This is a genomic window from Novosphingobium sp. 9 (assembly GCF_025340265.1).
Taxonomy (GTDB): Bacteria; Pseudomonadota; Alphaproteobacteria; order Sphingomonadales; family Sphingomonadaceae; genus Novosphingobium.
In genome coordinates this window covers 1,412,133-1,429,037 of the sequence record NZ_CP022707.1, presented here as the reverse complement: position 1 = coordinate 1,429,037, position 16,905 = coordinate 1,412,133, and the positions used below count along the sequence as shown (strand labels likewise).

General features: G+C 67.2%; 14 protein-coding genes. 8 read left to right on the top strand and 6 right to left on the bottom strand.

Annotated elements, in window-relative coordinates:
• Positions 1 to 104: 104 nt before the first annotated feature.
• From CI805_RS07245 to adhP, 3 genes are all read left to right on the top strand, one after another.
• The gene (locus tag CI805_RS07245) at positions 105 to 2,099 is read left to right on the top strand and encodes an aldolase/citrate lyase family protein (RefSeq protein ID WP_260927584.1); all 1,995 of its coding nucleotides are present in this window, start codon (positions 105 to 107) and stop codon (positions 2,097 to 2,099) included.
• A gap of 198 nt (positions 2,100 to 2,297) precedes the next feature.
• Positions 2,298 to 3,590 carry an NAD(P)/FAD-dependent oxidoreductase gene (locus CI805_RS07240; RefSeq protein ID WP_313958538.1) on the top strand — a complete coding sequence of 431 codons (1,293 nt, stop codon included), beginning with the start codon at positions 2,298 to 2,300 and terminating at the stop codon, positions 3,588 to 3,590.
• 162 nt (positions 3,591 to 3,752) lie between these two features.
• Entirely contained in the window at positions 3,753 to 4,784 is a 1,032-nt protein-coding gene (gene adhP / locus CI805_RS07235) for an alcohol dehydrogenase AdhP (protein ID WP_260927583.1), read from the top strand.
• Between the two features lie 426 nt (positions 4,785 to 5,210).
• Here adhP and CI805_RS07230 read toward each other — a convergent pair whose 3' ends face one another.
• Positions 5,211 to 6,452, bottom strand: coding sequence for a dicarboxylate/amino acid:cation symporter (locus CI805_RS07230; protein WP_260927582.1), 1,242 nt, complete (start codon positions 6,450 to 6,452; stop codon positions 5,211 to 5,213).
• A gap of 132 nt (positions 6,453 to 6,584) precedes the next feature.
• On the opposite strand from CI805_RS07230, the gene CI805_RS07225 reads away from it, so the two are divergent.
• Positions 6,585 to 7,280, top strand: coding sequence for a glutamine amidotransferase (locus CI805_RS07225; protein ID WP_260927580.1), 696 nt, complete (start codon positions 6,585 to 6,587; stop codon positions 7,278 to 7,280).
• Between the two features lie 11 nt (positions 7,281 to 7,291).
• On the opposite strand, the gene CI805_RS07220 is transcribed toward CI805_RS07225, so the two are convergent.
• The 4 genes from CI805_RS07220 to CI805_RS07205 all read right to left on the bottom strand — a co-directional run bounded on the left by CI805_RS07220 (position 7,292) and on the right by CI805_RS07205 (position 11,012).
• Complete coding sequence (locus CI805_RS07220; RefSeq protein WP_260927579.1) at positions 7,292 to 8,116, bottom strand: hypothetical protein; 825 nt, start codon at positions 8,114 to 8,116, stop codon at positions 7,292 to 7,294.
• Positions 8,113 to 9,468 (bottom strand): lipopolysaccharide biosynthesis protein, encoded by a 1,356-nt coding sequence (locus tag CI805_RS07215; protein ID WP_260927578.1) that lies wholly within the window; start codon positions 9,466 to 9,468, stop codon positions 8,113 to 8,115. The genes CI805_RS07220 and CI805_RS07215 overlap by 4 nt, the downstream gene beginning before the upstream one ends.
• Complete coding sequence (locus tag CI805_RS07210) at positions 9,465 to 10,166, bottom strand: nucleoside triphosphate hydrolase (protein WP_260927577.1); 702 nt, start codon at positions 10,164 to 10,166, stop codon at positions 9,465 to 9,467. The genes CI805_RS07215 and CI805_RS07210 overlap by 4 nt, the downstream gene beginning before the upstream one ends.
• 72 nt (positions 10,167 to 10,238) lie before the next feature.
• Positions 10,239 to 11,012 (bottom strand): hypothetical protein, encoded by a 774-nt coding sequence (locus CI805_RS07205; protein WP_260927575.1) that lies wholly within the window; start codon positions 11,010 to 11,012, stop codon positions 10,239 to 10,241.
• 324 nt (positions 11,013 to 11,336) lie between these two features.
• Here CI805_RS07205 and CI805_RS07200 point away from each other — a divergent pair, with 324 nt between their 5' ends.
• Together CI805_RS07200 and CI805_RS07195 are read left to right on the top strand one after the other, a co-directional pair.
• The gene (locus CI805_RS07200; RefSeq protein ID WP_260927573.1) at positions 11,337 to 11,957 is read left to right on the top strand and encodes a response regulator transcription factor; all 621 of its coding nucleotides are present in this window, start codon (positions 11,337 to 11,339) and stop codon (positions 11,955 to 11,957) included.
• Entirely contained in the window at positions 11,954 to 13,351 is a 1,398-nt protein-coding gene (locus tag CI805_RS07195; RefSeq protein WP_260927571.1) for a sensor histidine kinase, read from the top strand. The genes CI805_RS07200 and CI805_RS07195 overlap by 4 nt, the downstream gene beginning before the upstream one ends.
• Positions 13,352 to 13,357: 6 nt before the next feature.
• Here CI805_RS07195 and CI805_RS07190 read toward each other — a convergent pair whose 3' ends face one another.
• Positions 13,358 to 14,758 (bottom strand): short-chain fatty acyl-CoA regulator family protein, encoded by a 1,401-nt coding sequence (locus CI805_RS07190; RefSeq protein ID WP_260927569.1) that lies wholly within the window; start codon positions 14,756 to 14,758, stop codon positions 13,358 to 13,360.
• A gap of 294 nt (positions 14,759 to 15,052) precedes the next feature.
• Between CI805_RS07190 and CI805_RS07185 the strand changes: the two genes are divergently transcribed.
• Positions 15,053 to 16,648 carry an isocitrate lyase gene (locus CI805_RS07185; protein ID WP_260927567.1) on the top strand — a complete coding sequence of 532 codons (1,596 nt, stop codon included), beginning with the start codon at positions 15,053 to 15,055 and terminating at the stop codon, positions 16,646 to 16,648.
• A gap of 54 nt (positions 16,649 to 16,702) precedes the next feature.
• Positions 16,703 to 16,855 (top strand): hypothetical protein, encoded by a 153-nt coding sequence (locus CI805_RS07180; protein WP_260927564.1) that lies wholly within the window; start codon positions 16,703 to 16,705, stop codon positions 16,853 to 16,855.
• Positions 16,856 to 16,905: the final 50 nt, after the last annotated feature.

The window sequence follows — 16,905 nt, the reverse complement described above, 5'->3', positions numbered from 1 at the left end:
CCCGTGTGCAGCCTCTCTCCTCCCGGCAGCACTCACCACGGGGCGGCGGCGCGCTTTGTATTCCTGACCTGCCCGTTCCTTATCCCACGGAGACCGACCCGATCATGCGCCCGCTCGAAGGCATCACTGTTGTCAGCCTCGAACACGCCATCGCCGCGCCTTTCGCGACGCGCCAGCTGGCCGATCTCGGCGCCCGCGTCATCAAGGTGGAGCGCCCCGGCGCCGGTGACTTCGCCCGCGCCTATGACGAGCGCGTCAACGGCATGGCCTCGCACTTCGTGTGGACCAACCGCTCGAAGGAAAGCGTCGCGCTGGATCTGAAGTCGGAAGGCGGCCTCGAAGCGCTGCGCCGTCTGGTCGCCAAGGCCGATGTGCTGGTGCAGAACCTTGCCCCCGGTGCCTCGGGCCGCATGGGCTTCGACTTCGCCAGCCTGAAGGACACCCATCCGGGCCTGATCGTCTGCGACATCTCGGGCTACGGGCAGGACGGCCCGGACCGCGACCGCAAGGCCTACGACCTGCTGATCCAGGCCGAATCGGGCTTCCTCTCGGTGACCGGCACGCCTGACGAGGTGGTGAAGGCGGGCTGCTCGATCGCCGATATCGCGGCGGGCATGTACGCCTACACCAACATCCTCGCCGCGCTGATCGAGCGCGGGCGCACCGGCAAGGGCCGCCACATCGACGTCTCGATGCTGGAGGCGATGGCCGAGTGGATGGGCTTCCCGCTGTACTACGCCTTCGAAGGCGCCGCGCAGCCGCCGCGCAACGGCGCCTACCACGCGACGATCTACCCTTACGGCCCCTTCCCCGCCGCCGATGGCGAAGTGATGTTCGGCATCCAGAACGAGCGCGAATGGGCCTCGTTCTGCGCACATGTCCTCGGCCAGCCGGACCTTGCGACCGATCCACGCTTTTCCCCCAACTCGGCCCGCTCTGCCAACCGTGCGGAGCTGGGCGCGATCATCGGGGAAGTGCTGGGCGCCATGGCCGCCGAGGACGTTCTGGCCGCGCTCGACAAGGCGCAGATCGCCAATGCCCACGTCAACGACATGGCCGGACTGTGGTCGCACCGCCAGCTGGAGGCGCGCAACCGCTGGCGCGAGGTGATGACCGAAGCAGGCCCCGTGCCCGCGCTGCTTCCCCCCGGCCAGAGCGATGCCCGCATGGACCCGATCCCGCGCCCGGCGAACACACCGCCGCGATCCTTGCCGAGATCGGCCTTGCCCATGTCTGACAGGCCCATGCATAATCCCGGCATGTCGGACACCGCACAGGTCATCGAGACGATCAGCGCCGCGCGCCACTTCCTGTTCGTGCCCGGCAACCGCGCCGACCGCTTCGACAAGGCGGGGGGCAGCGGCGCCGACCTTGCGATCCTCGATCTCGAAGACGCAGTGCCGCCCGCCGAAAAGGACGCCGCACGCGAAGCCGTGCGCAGCTGGCTCGATGCGGGCGGCCGCGCGATGGTGCGCCTCAATGCCTCGGACACGCCATGGTTCGCCGCCGACGCCGTGCTCGCAGGGCATCCGAACCTCACCGGCGTGATGATGCCCAAGGCCCGCGCCGACGACCCGGCGCTGGTGGAGCTTGCCGCGCGTGTGCCGGTGCTGGCGTTGGTCGAGAGCGCCGCGGGCGCTGCCGATCCCGAAGCGCTCGCCCGCGTGCCCGGCGTGGTGCGGCTTGCCATCGGCACCATCGACCTTGCGCTCGACCTCGACCTGCCCTCGGGCGACGCGAACGCCACGGATCGCGCCTTCGACCCGCTGCGCCTGCGTCTGGCCATTGCCAGCCGCGCCGCCGGGATCGCGGCCCCGGTCGACAGCGTGACGCCCGACTTCCGCAATGTTCCCCTGAACGAAGCCGCGATGCGCGTCGCCCGCGCGCTGGGCTTCACTGCCAAGATGTGCATCCACCCCGCACAGCTGGCCCCGGTCGCCGCAGCGCTCGCGCCGTCCGAAGCCGAACTGGACCGCGCGCGCCGGATCGTCGCGGCGGATGCGGCGGCAGGCGGCAGCGCCGTCGCGCTCGACGGCGCGATGGTGGACCGCCCGGTGGTAGAGCGCGCCCGCCGACTGCTGCAACAGGCGCAGCGCTGAAGGTTCCCGCATCGCCACCCGCGAATGCTGCAACTGCGAAGAGACAGTTTGCACGCGGATGGACGATCCGGAACGTTACGATCTGCAAAGCATTGAGCTAGAGCCCCTTGTGCCCGGCGTTCGCGTGGCGCCGGTAACTGCCCTCTAGCCGATGAGCTTGCCGATGGCCGACGATACCGCCCCCGCAAAACCCAGATCGTGATCGTCGGCGGTGGTGCAGCCGGGCTGGAACTGGCCGCGAAACTGGGCAAGCGCTTTGGCCGCAAGCATCACGACATCATCCTTGTCGAGCGCAACCGCACCCATATCTGGAAGCCGCTGCTGCACGAAGTCGCCACCGGCGCGCTCGATGCCAATATCGACGAGGTGGGCTACCGCGCCCACTGCCACCGCTTCGGCTATCGCTTCTTCAACGGTACGCTCGAAGGCGTGGACAGCGCCGCGCGCGAGATCGTGATCGCCCCGCTGATCGACGAGGACGGGCGCGAGATCATTGCCCGCCACCGCATCCGCTATGACTACCTCGTGCTCGCCTATGGCTCCGTCACCAACGATTTCGGCACACCGGGCGTGCAAGAGAACTGCATCTTCCTCGACAGCCGCAAACAGGCCGACCGCTTCCGCGACAAGCTGCTCGACCATTGCCTGCGCGTCTCGCGCGCGCTGACCGACGATCCGGGTGCCGACGCACACGTGCGCATCTCCATCGTCGGCGCGGGCGCAACCGGGGTGGAACTGTCCGCCGAACTGTTCAACGCCGCCGAGGCGCTGGCCTATTACGGCCTCGAAGTCTTCGATGCCAGCCGCCTGCAGGTCACGCTGATCGAGGCAGGCCCGCGCATCTTGCCTGCCCTGCCCGAACGCCTCGCCGCCGATGCCCACGCCGAACTCGAAAAGCTGGGCGTGCGTATCCTCACCGGCACCGCCGTCACCGAGGTAACGCGCGATGCCATGGTGCTGGCCAATGGCGAACAGATCGCGTCCGACCTGGAAGTCTGGGCGGCGGGTGTGAAGGCCGCGCCGATCGCGGGCCAGCTGGGCGAGCTGGAAACCGCGCGCGGCGGCCAGATCGTGGTGCGTCCCACGTTGCAGAGCACGGTGGACGACCGGGTCTTCGCGATGGGCGACTGCGCCTTGTGCATCCTGCCCGGCAACGAGCGTCCGGTGCCCCCGCGCGCACAGGCCGCGCACCAGATGGCGGCAACCGTCTACGAGAACCTCGCCCGTCTGATGTCCAGCCGCCAGCCGGTGGACTTCGTCTATCGCGACAAGGGCTCGCTCGTCTCGCTCAGCCGCTATTCGACGGTCGGCAACCTGATGGGCTCGCTCGTCGGCGGGGCGATGGCGGTGGAGGGGCGCATCGCGCGCTTCGTCTATGCCTCGCTCTATCGCATGCATCTTCTGGCGATCCACGGCTGGATCAAGGGCTCCGCGCTGATCGTGGTCGGCCACGTCAACCGCATCGTGCGCCCGCGCCTGAAGCTGCACTGAGGAAGAGCGCGCGGCCTGCCGAATACATCGCCCTCAAGCTGTCTCACCACCGGGACAGCTTGGGGGCCATCGCCCTCCCGGTCCTATTCCCTCGTTTGCCAGAGCGCCTAACCTCCTCCCCACGCTGCCCCGCCAGAGGCACGCAACAAGGAGAGAGATGAAATGGCCAAGACAATGAAAGCTGCCGTCGTCCGCGAGTTCGGCAAGCCGCTCACCATTGACGAGGTTCCCGTTCCCGAAGTCGGCCCCGGCCAGATCCAGGTGGCCATCCAGGCCTCGGGCGTGTGCCACACCGACCTTCACGCCGCCGAGGGCGACTGGCCGGTCAAGCCCAATCCCCCGTTCATTCCCGGCCACGAAGGCGTGGGCTTCGTCAGCCAGGTCGGCGCGGGCGTGAAGCACGTCAAGGAGGGCGATCGCGTGGGCGTGCCGTGGCTCTATTCGGCCTGCGGCCACTGCGTACACTGCATGGGCGGCTGGGAAACCCTGTGCGTCGAACAGCTCAACACCGGCTACTCGGTGAACGGCGGCTTTGCAGACTACGTGATCGCCGATCCCAACTATGTCGGCCACCTGCCCGACAACATCGGCTTCAACGAGATCGCCCCGGTGCTCTGCGCGGGCGTCACGGTCTACAAGGGCCTGAAGATGACCGACACCAAGCCGGGTGACTATGTGGCGATCAGCGGCATCGGCGGCCTCGGCCACATGGCGGTGCAATATGCCAAGGCGATGGGCCTCAACGTCGCGGCCATCGATATCGACGACAAGAAGCTGGAACTGGCGAAGAAACTGGGCGCGACGATCACCGTCAACGCACTGCACGAGGATCCCGAAACGGTCATCAAGAAGGAGACCGGCGGCGGCGTCAACGGCGTGCTGGTGACGGCGGTGAGCGAAAAGGCCTTCGCGCAGGCGGTGAACGTGGTGGCACGCGGCGGCACCGTGGCGCTTAACGGCCTGCCGCCGGGCGACTTCCCGCTCAACATCTTCGGCATGGTCCTGAACGGCATCACCGTGCGCGGCTCGATCGTCGGCACCCGCAACGACCTTCAGGAATCGCTCGACTTTGCCGCCGACGGCAAGGTCAAGGCCACCATCGAAACCGCCAAGATCGAGGACATCAACACGATCTTCGATCGCATGCACAAGGGCCAGATCGAAGGCCGCGTGGTGATGGACCTCACCGCCTGACCTCAGGAAACGGGGTGACGGTGGAAAGCCGCGCCCCGTTTACCGGAAACAGGCATCGGTGCTCGCTCCATCCGCGCGCCCCTCGCGGGTTGTCGTCAGGAACGGATGGAGCGACGCCGATGCCTCGCCCGAGAACGCAGCCTTATCGGGTCGCAACCTTCCGAAAGGCGCTTGAACGGTGGCGTGGACGAATTTGCCGCACACTGAATGGCGAAGAAGAGTGGGGAGCGGCATAAGCCCTCTCCCCTTCAGGGGAGAGGGTTGGGAGAGGGGAATACCCGGCATAAGCCCCTCTCAACTACGGCTAGGCAGCAAGCTGCCAAGCCTTCGTATCTCTCCCCTGAAGAGGAGAGAGGATATGTCCGCTAAGGGGTGCTAACATACTATCCGCATTTTTCCACGCGGCATAGAACGGCTCCCGAAGGATCATCCCTCCGCCGCCCTGCCCCGGATTAGCCGGTCCACCAGTGCGGCGGCGGTGAGGTCTCCGGTCACACTGCACAAGGTGATGATCGGATCGGGCAGCGCGATCACCGCCACGTAGAGCGGCAGGATCGCCATCGGCGCGCCCAGGAACTGGATGCCGGGGCCATAGATCGCATAGATCACCGCCGCGCCGGGAAGCCCTGCGCCCGAGATCGTGCCCAGCACCACCGCGACGCCTGCCAGCACCAGTTGCAGCGGCCCCGGCTCGATCCCCACGGCATGCGCGGCGACAAGCACAGCGGCGACGGCGTGCGCTGCGGTGCCGAGGCGGAAGATCGAGACCGCCAGCGGGATCACCAGCCCCGCGACGTCCTCCGAAATGCCGAGCCGGTCGACCGCCGCCTCGATCATCGCAGGCGTCGCCGCCATCGACGAGGAACTGCCCGCCGCCAGTGCCTGTGCAGGCGCGATGGCGCTGGCGAAGCGCTTCAGGCTGCCAAGGCCCGCCACCCGCACCACGACATAGCACAGCGCCGTCATCACGATCGTTGTCGCAAAGCACAGCGCGATGAACACGCCGAGCACCCGCGCGACGCCGAAGCCGGAGTCCAGCCCCAGCCCGATCGCCAGCAGGAAAATGCCGAGCGGCGCGGCCATCAGCACCCAGTCGACGATCTTCATCATCGCCTGGGCGATCTGCGAGAGCACGCGCATCACCACCGGCTCGCCGCCGTCCGCCTCACGCGAGAGCGTGGCGATGGCGGCGCCGAAAGCGAGGCCGAACACCACCAGCGGGAAGATCTGCCCTCCGGCAGCGGCCGCCACCGGGTTGATCGGGACGATGGCCAGCAACTGGTCGGCAAGCGAGGGCACCGCATCGGGCTTCTGCCCCGCCAGCAGGCTGTCGAGCGCGTGCGAGGGCAGCGGCCAGATGTGTAGCGCCGCCTCGGTCATCACCGTGCCGATGGCGGCAGCGACCGCCATCGCGACCAGGAAGACGACCAGTGTCAGTCCGATCAGCCGCCCGCCGCGTCCCTGCTGCACCGCGCTGGCGACGCCGTGGACGATCATCGCGAAGACCAGCGGGATCAACGTCATCTGCAGCGCATGGACCCACATCTGCCCCAGCGGCAGCAGCGTGCGGGCCACGCTCACCAGCGCGGGCACATCGCTCCAGCGCAAGGCCACGCCCGCGATCACGCCTGCCACCAGCGAGGCAAGGACCAGTTGTGCACGCGTCATTCGTCGAAAATCCCCAACCACCCGGCCAAAAAGGCAATCCGCTCCGATAGAAGCAGGGTGGACATACCGGCAAGCCTGCAATATCTCAACTCATGTGATAGAGTTAAACACCCTACCCGCCGGAGTTTGCCGATGAAGTCTGCGCTGGTCGTCCGCCATGTCCCGCACGAGGGCATCGCCGGCTACCGCGCGCCGATCGAGGCGGCAGGCTATGTGCTCGATCGCGTGGACGTGACCGATCCGGCCTTCGCCGCGATGGACCTGTCCGCGCCCGACCTGCTGATCATGATGGGCGCGCCGATGAGCGTCTACGAGCAGGACCATCACGCGTGGATCGCCCCGCAGATCCGGCAGGTCAGCGCCCGCATCGAAAGCGGCCGCGCGACGCTGGGCGTGTGCTTCGGCGCACAGATCGTGGCGGCGGCGCTGGGCGCCGAGGTCTATCGCGGCCCGGCCAAGGAAGTGGGCTTTCACCCCGTCGCGCTGTCCGATGCCGGGGCGAGCGGTCCGCTGCGTCACTTGCGCAACGTGCCGGTGCTGCACTGGCATGGCGACACTTTCACCCCGCCCCCGAACGTCGAGCATCTGGCGAGCAGCGACCTTTACGCGCATCAGGCCTTCCGGCGCGGTGAACATCTGCTGGCCTTGCAGTTCCATGCCGAGATGGGCCTCGACCCGCGCTTCGACACCTGGGTCGATGCCTGGCCGGACGATTTCGCCAAGACCGGGCAGACCGCCTGCTGCCTGCGCAACGCTTACGCCAAACACGGCCCCGGCGCTGTCGAGGCAGGCCGCGCGATGATCGCGGAGTGGCTGGAGGCGCTCTAAGCCCCTGTTACTTAGGCTGGCAGCGCGGTTACGAGCGTGCGCAGCCGCTGGTCGATATCCTCGGGCAAGGCCACGTCGTCGCGGTGGTAGTCGCGCAGGCCCTTGCAGGTCTGCTCCACCAGATCGTCATGAAGACTGCCCATCAAGCCGTTGATCGCACTCAGAAAGCGCGACATGCGATAGCGATCCTCGTCCGGCGCGATGGTGCGCCAGGAATCGTAGAACGAGACCTGCCGGCTCACCACCTTGCGCATCATGTGAAAGACGTGGCCGGTGGGATGCCCGCCTTCGGTCCAGCGGCGAAGTTTAGCGAACTCGGCGCGGCGGAAGGCGAGGAACCCGGCAGCATCGTCCAGCTCTATCCGGTCGATCTCGCGCCGCACGAGCGCCCAGACCGGCCATGTCACCAGCAGGCGCAGCAGCAGAACATGGCCCAGCACCGTCATGCGCCGCCCATTGCGGAAGGCATCCTGCAAGTGCCCCATCAAGGCCACCGTCCAGCGAAACAGCAGCGGCGCCTTGTGCCGCTTGCCATAGAGCACAGAGGCGAAGCGCAACTGCTTGTAGCTGGCGCGGATATGCTTGTAGCGCACCCGCGATTCGCGCGGCAGATCGCCGCTGGCCATCAGCGTGCCGAGCAGTTGCGCGATCTCGGCGCGCGGTGCGCCCTCTTCCCAGAACTGGCGGCACAGCGCGAAGCAGCCCCGGATATCCGCCTCGGTGCAGGCGATGGGAAGCGGATCGGGAAGGCTGACGACGGGATCGACCACGTCGTTCATCTCCACCGCCTCGAACATCGCCGCCATCACCTGCGGCGGATAGGCGCGCGCGGTCATGCAGGCGCTTCCTGCACCGGCTCATGGCTGAGGCTCGCCCGCTTGCGGTAGGCATCCCAGGTCGGGATCAGCATGAACAGCGCGTTGAGCATGACCCCGCCGACATAGGCAAGCCCCGCCCCGGTCACGCCGAACAGGTGGATCAGCACGAACAGCAGCACCGCATAGCCTGCCGCCGCCGCACCTTGCGCGAACAGCGCCGCGCGCTGGCGCCCGGCCATGTAGAGCAGCGATTCGAGCGGGAAGCTCGCCATCGTCACGATCAGCGAGGCGGTCATCAGCTGGAGCAGGTCGTAGGCGGCAAGATAACGCTTGCCGAATACCGCCGCGATCACCGGCTCACCGCCCAGGATCACCACCAGCAGGATCACGAAGCCCATTGCGCCGGACATCAGCGCGCTGCGGATCGCCAGCTGCCAGGGGTGGCGGCTGGAGGGATCGAGGCGCATGATCTCGGGATAGAAGCTGCGCGACAGCAGATCGGCAGGCTTGCTCGCCGAATCGAAGAAGGTCGCGGCGATCTTGAACAGGCCCGCGCTAGCAGGCCCCAGCAGCGCGCCGACGATCAGGTTGCTGACCGGCCCCCATGCGGCCCAGATCGAATGCGCGAAGTTGGTGGTCCACACGAAGTCCCAGGCGCCCGCGATGCGCTTGCCCGGCCCCATCAGGCCGGGACGCAGCGCGCCGCGGATGCCCCGGCGGCGCAGTTCGACCACCGACATCGCCCACAGGCACAGGTCTCCGGCAAGGTCGCCGACATACCAGGTGAGGACGAAGCCGGGGAAACCCAGATGCCCGAAATACGAGATCAGGCCGCCGACGGCGCGCAGGATCGGGGTAACAAGCTGCTGCAGCGCGATCTGGTCGAACCGGTCGAGCACGCGCAGGATGCCGGTGGGCGTCGCCGCCGTCATCGTCGGGATCAGGGTGCAGTAGAACAGCGCCAGGTTCATGTCGGCGGCGGGAATGCTCAGCCACTCGCCCAGGAACGGCAGCAGGATCATGCCGCCCGCCATGCCGATCAGCCCGCTGGCAAGGTCCAGCCCGAAGGCGAAACCGGTAACGTCCTTCAATTCGTCGATGGCGCCGCGCCCGAAGGCCGGGGTGCCGTAGCGCACGATGAACTGCCAGGTCTGGAACTTCACCAGCGCACCCACGCCATTGGCATAGCTGTGGACGATCACCAGCGTACCGAACAGCGCCGGGGTCAGCCCGCGCCCCGCGCAGGCCAGCGCGATCAGCCCCAGCAGCGCGCCCATGAGCTTGCCCGAGCCGAGGTAGGAGGCATTGCGCACGATGGCGCGGAACACGCCATCGGAAAACCAGTGCTTGGGATTGAGGCTTCTGCTCACGCAGCCGGGCTCCCGAGTTCGATGAGCTTCGCGGTGATCGCCGCCTTGGCCTGTGCGAGCACCTGCTCCAGCGGCTGATCGGCGCTGATGTCGACGATCGGCGCGCCCTCGAACGTCAGGCGCGGCACGTCGGCCACCTTGCGGGCCAGCGAGGACGGGCGATGATCGGGCTTGCGCGCCAGAGCCACCTCCAGCGAAACGTTGAGGCGGATCACCAGATCGGGCCGGTTCGCCACCATCGCCGCATAACGGCGATATTCCATGCGCTTGAGCACGCCGACCGGACCGCTGTCGGACGCCCCGGCAAGGCCCAGGCCGTCCATCGGCCCCGGCACCTTGAGCTGCGGAAACCGGTCCGCGATGATCGTGTTGCCCGCGCGGCGCAGGCGCATCATCCGCGCGAAGCGGCGCACCCGGCGCATCGAGAAGCCATAGATCACCAACGCCGTCGCCAGCCCCGGCCCCTTGTCCGTCTGCGCCTTCTGCGCGCGCGAATGGATCGACTTGTCCAGCTTTCGTCCGAACATCGGCAGGCGCGCGATCTGGCGCCCGATATTGCCGGACTGCTTGCCAAGGTGACAGATCTGCGCGGGGCGGGTTTCGGCCAGCCAGTCGCGCAGAACCTCGGTCACGGTGGACTTGCCGGAGCCATCGCACCCGACGACCGCGATCAGCGGCGGAAGAGGAGTTGCCTTCATGCTGCGCCCGTTATCGCAAACCGGCGCAGCCGTCACCTGCCGATGCCATACCTGTCGTCAGGTTGTGTACGCTCAGGCCTCGATGCCGTGGCGGCGCAGCACCGCGAGCACCGATTCCAGCACTTCGCCATAAGGCCGCGTGGCATCGACATCGACGATCTGCGCGCCTGCAAAGCGCAGCGTGGGGACCACCGCGATCTTCTTTTCCAGAAGCGCGCGCTCGTGATCGGCCTTGCGAGCGATGGCGGTATCGACATCGACATTCAGGCGGATCACCACGCTCGGGCGATAAGCGGCCATGTCGCGATAGAGCTGGCGCTCGCGCTGGGCGAGGCGCTCCACTGCGGGGGTGCCGCGACGCAGCCACGACAGGCCCGGCCCGTCGAAGCTGCCGGGGACTTCGGCCTGCGGATAGCGGTCGGTAATGACGGTCACACCCTGCCGGCGCAGGGCCAGCGCCTGCTGGAAACGGCGGCGGCGCACCAGCGAGAGGCCGAACATCGCCATCGCCGTGCCAAGGCCGGGCAGGCGCTTTTCGGGATTGTCGTGCGCCTTCTTCGCCTTGCCGGTCAGGAACCGTTCGGCAAATGCGCCGATCACCGGCATCTCCCCGATGCGGCGACCAAGGTCGCCCGTCCCCAGCCCGAGGTAGACCGAGCGCGTCGGCGCACGGCGATCGAGCAGTGTCACCAGATCGCGCGCCAGCGTGGACTTGCCGGAACCGTCGCAGCCGATCAGCGCGACGCACGGGGCAAGGCCCGTCTCGGCGCGGGCGGGCGTGAAGGTGAGGCCGGTATCGAGCGGCGTGCGAAGGGCGATCTCGCTGGGCGACTGCTGTACTGTCATGTTCTTTTATGCCGTTACTGGCGCTGGCCCGGCGACTTTCGCAGGCATTGGCGCGCGGCCCTTCACCGGGGCCGTTGAGGCGCTCTACGCCGCCAAGCTGATGCGAAGCTGATGACACAAAAAAGACAGTTTCAGATGCAACTTTTCCCGCTTACCCTCATTCGCGCGCGGCGCGTCATCCGGTGATTGGGGCGGGGGATTGGCGATCCCCCGCGAAGCTGGCATACCCGGCACAACCCGCGATAATCGCAGACCTTTCCCATCGGAGTCCGTGCCCTGCCCCGCCTGCTCGTAGCCGAAGACGATCCCGACCTCGGCAGCGCCATGAAACGCGCACTGGAGCTGGACGGGTACGTCGTGGATCTTTTTACGCGCGGCGACGATGTGCTGGAGGCGGCCAGCGTCAATCCCTACGACGTGCTGTTGCTGGACATCGGCCTTCCACGTCTGTCGGGAATCGATGTGCTCAAGACCCTGCGCGGCGAAGGCAATGCCGTGCCGGTGATCATCATCACCGCCTTCGACCGCACGCAGCATCGCGTCGCCGGACTCGATGCGGGCGCCGACGACTATGTGGTGAAGCCTGTCGATCTGGAGGAACTGGCCGCGCGCATCCGTTCGCAGCTGCGCCGTACCGACCGGCGACAGGCCGACAGCCTGAGTGTGGGCGATGTCACGCTCGACTTTACCGGACACGTCGCGCTGCTGGCGGGCGAGCCGGTGGCGATCACTGCCAAGGAATACCGGGTGCTGGCCCTGCTGATGCGCCGCGCCCGCCGCTTCGTCTCGAAAGCGGACCTCGAAGGCGAGCTGTACGATCAGGACCACTGGGTCGAATCGAACACCGTCGAAGTCGCGATCTCGGCGCTGCGCCGCAAGTTCGGGCGCGATTTCATCCGCACCGCGCGCGGGCTTGGCTACATGGTGGGCGGCAGCCAGACATGAAGCTGCGCTCCTCGCTCACCATCCGGCTCTATCGCCGCGTACTGATCCTGCTGGCGCTGACCGGCCTTGGCATGGGCGCGATCCTCTATGTCGTCGCCGATCACGAGATCGGTCGCGCTTCGGATGCGCAGCTCGTCAACGCCTCGCGCCTGCTCTATATGCTGATGCAGGACGATGTGGCGGGCGAGATCGTCGCCAACGGCCGCGGCCTGCAAGGCGGCGGCGACCCGCTGCTGTCGCCCTCCGAGCGCCAGGCGTTCCACGCCTCCTACGACTGGTGCATGTTCGCGGTGTTCTGGGAGGATCAGCCGGTCGCCCAGTCCGGCTGGGGTGCGCCCATTGCCAAAGTCCCCCGCCGCCCCGGCCTTCATAATTTCAAGGCGGTAGGGGATCACTGGCGCAGCTACGGCCTTGTCGGGCACGATCCCCGCCTGCTGATCGTCGTGGCGGAACGGCAGGAAATCCGCGAGATTTCCCCCTCACGCGTCCTGCGCGAACTGGCCATTCCGCTGATCGCCCTGATCGCGGCCAGCATGGTCGTCCTGTGGTGGACGCTGCGCCGCAGCCTGTACGAAGTGCAGCGCCTTGCCACGACGCTGGGCGCGCGTTCGCTGGCCGATCTGCAACCGCTGCGCCCGCGCGAATGGTCGCGCGATCTTGGCACACTGATCGTCGCGCTCAACAAGCTGTTCGTGCGGCTGGACAAGGCCTACGAGCGCGAGCAGGCCTTTACCGACGATGTGGCCCACGAGTTACGCACGCCGCTCGCCGCGATCCGCGCGCAGGCGCAACTGCTGCGCCGCACCGCCCCGCTCGCCACCACCGAGGAGACGACGCGCCTGATCGCCACGGTAGACCGCGCCAATCACCTGATCGACGGGCTGCTCACGCTGGCGCGGCTCGATTCGACGGTCGTTTCCAGCCGCTCGGTGGACGTGCACCAGCTGATCGCCGAAGTCGTCGCCGAAAAGCTGATCGAACTGCCGCCCGATGCAATGGAGTTCACCGTCGCGCCAGACCGCATCGTGCGCTGGCGCTGCGATCCGGCAGCGCTCCAGATCGCCGTCGCCGCCGTGATCGACAATGCCGCCAAACATGCCCGCGAAGGCGGGCGGATCGACATCGCCGTGACCCGCAACCTCGACCGTCTGACCATTGGCATTGCCGATCGCGGCCCCGGCGTGCCCGAGGCCGACCGCGAACGGCTGATGCATCGTTTCGAGCGCGGCGAAGGCAGCACCAGCGGCAGCGGCCTTGGCCTCTCGATCGCCGCCAAGGCCATGGCGCTCAGCGGCGGCACGATCCGGCTGGAGAACCTGCCCGACCACAAGGGCCTGCTGGTCGTGCTGGCGATCCCCGAGCTGGTGCCTGAGGAAGGGGCCGAAGGCGAATAGCCGGCCTCAATCCGATGCGAAGGCGAACGGCACGCCGCTCTCGCGGTACTTGTCCGAGCGCAGTTCGCGCCCGATCGGCGGGGCCGAGCGCGCGATGCAGTGCGGGCGATGGCACAGGCGGCAGGCGACACCGATGGGCGTCGGCGCCGCGCCTGTCAGCGCATCGGCATAGACCAGCCGGTCCAGATGCTCCTCCGCGCAGGCCAGCGCCACCGCCCGGCGCAGGCGCGGCGTCTCGTAACTGCCGCCGCCCGCCTCGACCGTGCGCGCGATGGAGACGAAGCGCTGCCCGTCGGGCAGTTCGATCCGCTGCGCACGGACTCGCGCGGGCTCGGCAAAGCTCTCGTGCACGTTCCACAAGGGGCAGCCGCCGCCATGGTGCGCGAAGGGAAAGCCCGCGCCGTCGAGCCGCTTGGTGACATTGCCCGCCGCATCCACCCGCACGAAGAAGAACGGCACGCCTTCCTCTCCGGGTTTCTGGAGCGTGGTCAGGCGATGGGCGACCTGCTCGAAACTGGCGCCGAACTCGCGCCCCAGCGCTTCCAGATCGCAGCGGGTGCGCCGCGCCGCGCGCAGGAACGTGCGGTAGGGCATCGCGAAAGCCCCGGCCCAGTAGTTGACGAGCGCGCGGCGCGTCATCACCCGAGCATTGGCATTGGAGAACGTCCCTTCGCGCAAGGCCGCCGTGATGACCGGCGTCGCCTCCAGCAGCGCCAGCTGGATCGCCAGCTGGAAACGCCGCGCCGACGCATCCAGCAGGTGGCTGACGAACAGCTGCCCGCGATGGGCATCGTGCCAGCGCCGCGCGCCCATGATCGTGGCGGGATCGACGAAGCGCACCGTCAGGCGGTGGCGCTGCTCCAGCCGCGCGACGAGAGCCTCGATCCCCGGCGTCTCCTGCGCGACCTCGGTCGCGTGGTCGTCGATCGCCGGGAAGCAGTTGCGGCGCGAGGCCAAAAAGGCGCGCGATTCGGCCACCGGATCGCTGGCAGGCGCCGCGCCACCCTCCCCCTCGCCTTCGCGCCGGGCGGCGAGCGCCAGCTGCTCCTCGCGATAGGAGGTGTGCAGCCGCAGCAGCGCCTCGGCGAACCCCGGATAGCTGGTGGCGATGTCCTCCACGTCGAGCGCGGGCAGGTCGATGTCCGCGAACATCGGCTCCTTGAGCACCGCCTGCAACCGCGCCGAGGCTTCGTCGGTGCCACCATCGACCAGATCGGCAATGTCGATGCGGTAGTTCGCCGCCAGCTTCAGCAGCAATTCCGCCGTCACCGGGCGCTGGTTGCGCTCCATCAGCGCGACGTAGGAGGCAGAAATCTCCAGCCCTTCGGCCATGTCCGCCTGCGTCAGCCCCAGATCGCGCCGCACCCGCTTCAGGCGCGGCCCCATATAGATCGACTTGCGCGCCATCGGTTACTCCCGGTCTGGTTTGCAAATTCGGCGCAGCCGAATTTGGGCGGCACCGGCCCTCTCCCCACCCTACCACCCAACGGTAATATCCTGCGGGTGGTAGGGTGGGGGAGAGGGCTGGTGCCGAACTGAAATGCCCCCTTCAGGCATTTTCCAGCAAATAGCTGTTCACATCATTACAACATTACAATCCAGTTTTGTAAAGTTTGACATCTCCACACCGCAACGCATGTCGCTCCGCACAAACCCGTGGCACCTCCCGAGGCACAGTTTCTCGCAACAAGAGAGTGCCCGATGACCTACCAGACCGACATCACCAGCCTTGCCTCGCTGATCGCCGGGAACGGCGCGCCGTGGCAGGCGATCGACGCGGAGGCGGCCACCCGCATGCGGGCGCAGAACCGCTTCCGCACCGGGCTCGACATCGCGCGCCACACCGCCGCGATCATGCGCCGCGACATGGCCGCCTACGATGCGGACCCGGCGGCCTACACCCAGTCACTCGGCTGCTGGCACGGCTTCATCGGCCAGCAGAAGCTGATCGCGATCAAGAAGCACTTCGGCACCACCAAGGGCCGCTACCTCTATCTTTCGGGGTGGATGATCGCAGCGCTGCGCAGCCAGTTCGGCCCGCTGCCCGACCAGTCGATGCATGAGAAGACCAGCGTTCCTGCGCTGATCGAGGAGCTTTACACCTTCCTGCGCCAGGCCGATGCGCGCGAGTTGGGCCTGCTGTTCCGCGATCTCGACAAGGCGCGCGAGGCGGGTGACGAGATGGAGGCCAGGCGTCTCGAACACGCGATCGACACGCATGAAACCCATGTCGTGCCGATCATCGCCGATATCGACGCGGGCTTCGGCAATGCCGAGGCGACCTATCTGCTCGCCCGCCGCATGATCGAGGCCGGCGCCTGCGCGATCCAGATCGAGAACCAGGTCTCGGACGAGAAGCAGTGCGGCCATCAGGACGGCAAGGTCACCGTCCCGCACGAGGACTTCCTCGCGAAGATTCGCGCGGTCCGCTATGCCTTCCTCGAACTCGGCGTCGATGACGGCGTGATCGTGGCGCGCACCGACTCGCTGGGCGCGGGGCTGACCAAGCAGATCGCCTTCACGCGCGAGCCGGGCGACCTTGGCGATGCCTACAATCGCTTCCTCGATTGCGAGCCGGTGGCGCCGTCGGATATCGGCAACGGCGATGTACTGATCACCCGCGACGGGCAGCTGATGCGCCCCCGGCGCCTCGCCTCGAACCTCTATCAGTTCCGCCCCGGAACCGGCGAGGACCGCTGCGTGCTGGATTGCATCACCGCGCTCCAGAACGGCGCGGATCTGTTGTGGATCGAAACCGAGAAGCCGCACATTGGCCAGATCGGCGGGATGGTCAGCCGCATCCGCGAGGTGATCCCCAATGCCAAGCTGGTCTACAACAACTCGCCCAGCTTCAACTGGACGCTGAACTTCCGCCAGCAGGTCTACGACCGGTGGGCCACGGAAGGCCGCGACCTGTCGGGCTACGACCGGGCGAAGCTGATGAGCGTGGACTACGACGGCACCGAACTGGGGCAGGAAGCCGACGAGCGCATCCGCACCTTCCAGAAGGACGCGGCGCGCGAGGCGGGGATCTTCCACCACCTCATCACCCTGCCGACGTACCACACCGCCGCGCTTTCGACCGACAATCTGGCGCGGGAGTACTTCGGCGAGGCGGGCATGCTCGGCTACGTCAAGGGCGTGCAGCGTCAGGAGATCCGCCAGGGCATCGCCTGCGTGAAGCACCAGAACATGGCCGGCTCCGACATCGGCGACGACCACAAGGAATACTTCGCCGGCGAAGCCGCACTCAAGGCGGGCGGTGCCGACAACACGATGAACCAGTTCGCGGCGTGAATTGTGCGCGAATACCTCAATTGACAACCCCACCGAAGAAGAAGGAGACTAGACATGACTGAACCCCAACGTGCCCGCGCGGTCTTCTCGACCGAGGATTTCCAGCTGCTGCGCACCGCTGTCGCGCACTATGCGCGCGAGATCGGCGAGTTGCCGGAATCCTCGAAGTACGCGCACTTGCTGCACCGGCTGGGCCGAGTTCGATAAGCAGCGTCCGATAAAGCCCTGTAAAAGAGCAAAAACCGACCAAGAGAGGA

Excerpts from the sequence above, each read along its gene's own strand:
- CI805_RS07245 (WP_260927584.1), top strand. The coding sequence starts at position 105 with ATGCGCCCGCTCGAAGGCATCACTGTTGTCAGCCTCGAACACGCCATC.
- adhP (WP_260927583.1), top strand. The coding sequence starts at position 3,753 with ATGGCCAAGACAATGAAAGCTGCCGTCGTCCGCGAGTTCGGCAAGCCG.
- CI805_RS07230 (WP_260927582.1), bottom strand. The coding sequence starts at position 6,452 with ATGACGCGTGCACAACTGGTCCTTGCCTCGCTGGTGGCAGGCGTGATC.
- CI805_RS07225 (WP_260927580.1), top strand. The coding sequence starts at position 6,585 with ATGAAGTCTGCGCTGGTCGTCCGCCATGTCCCGCACGAGGGCATCGCC.
- CI805_RS07220 (WP_260927579.1), bottom strand. The coding sequence starts at position 8,116 with ATGACCGCGCGCGCCTATCCGCCGCAGGTGATGGCGGCGATGTTCGAG.
- CI805_RS07210 (WP_260927577.1), bottom strand. The coding sequence starts at position 10,166 with ATGAAGGCAACTCCTCTTCCGCCGCTGATCGCGGTCGTCGGGTGCGAT.
- CI805_RS07205 (WP_260927575.1), bottom strand. The coding sequence starts at position 11,012 with ATGACAGTACAGCAGTCGCCCAGCGAGATCGCCCTTCGCACGCCGCTC.
- CI805_RS07200 (WP_260927573.1), top strand. The coding sequence starts at position 11,337 with ATGAAACGCGCACTGGAGCTGGACGGGTACGTCGTGGATCTTTTTACG.
- CI805_RS07195 (WP_260927571.1), top strand. The coding sequence starts at position 11,954 with ATGAAGCTGCGCTCCTCGCTCACCATCCGGCTCTATCGCCGCGTACTG.
- CI805_RS07190 (WP_260927569.1), bottom strand. The coding sequence starts at position 14,758 with ATGGCGCGCAAGTCGATCTATATGGGGCCGCGCCTGAAGCGGGTGCGG.
- CI805_RS07185 (WP_260927567.1), top strand. The coding sequence starts at position 15,053 with ATGACCTACCAGACCGACATCACCAGCCTTGCCTCGCTGATCGCCGGG.
- CI805_RS07180 (WP_260927564.1), top strand. The coding sequence starts at position 16,703 with ATGACTGAACCCCAACGTGCCCGCGCGGTCTTCTCGACCGAGGATTTC.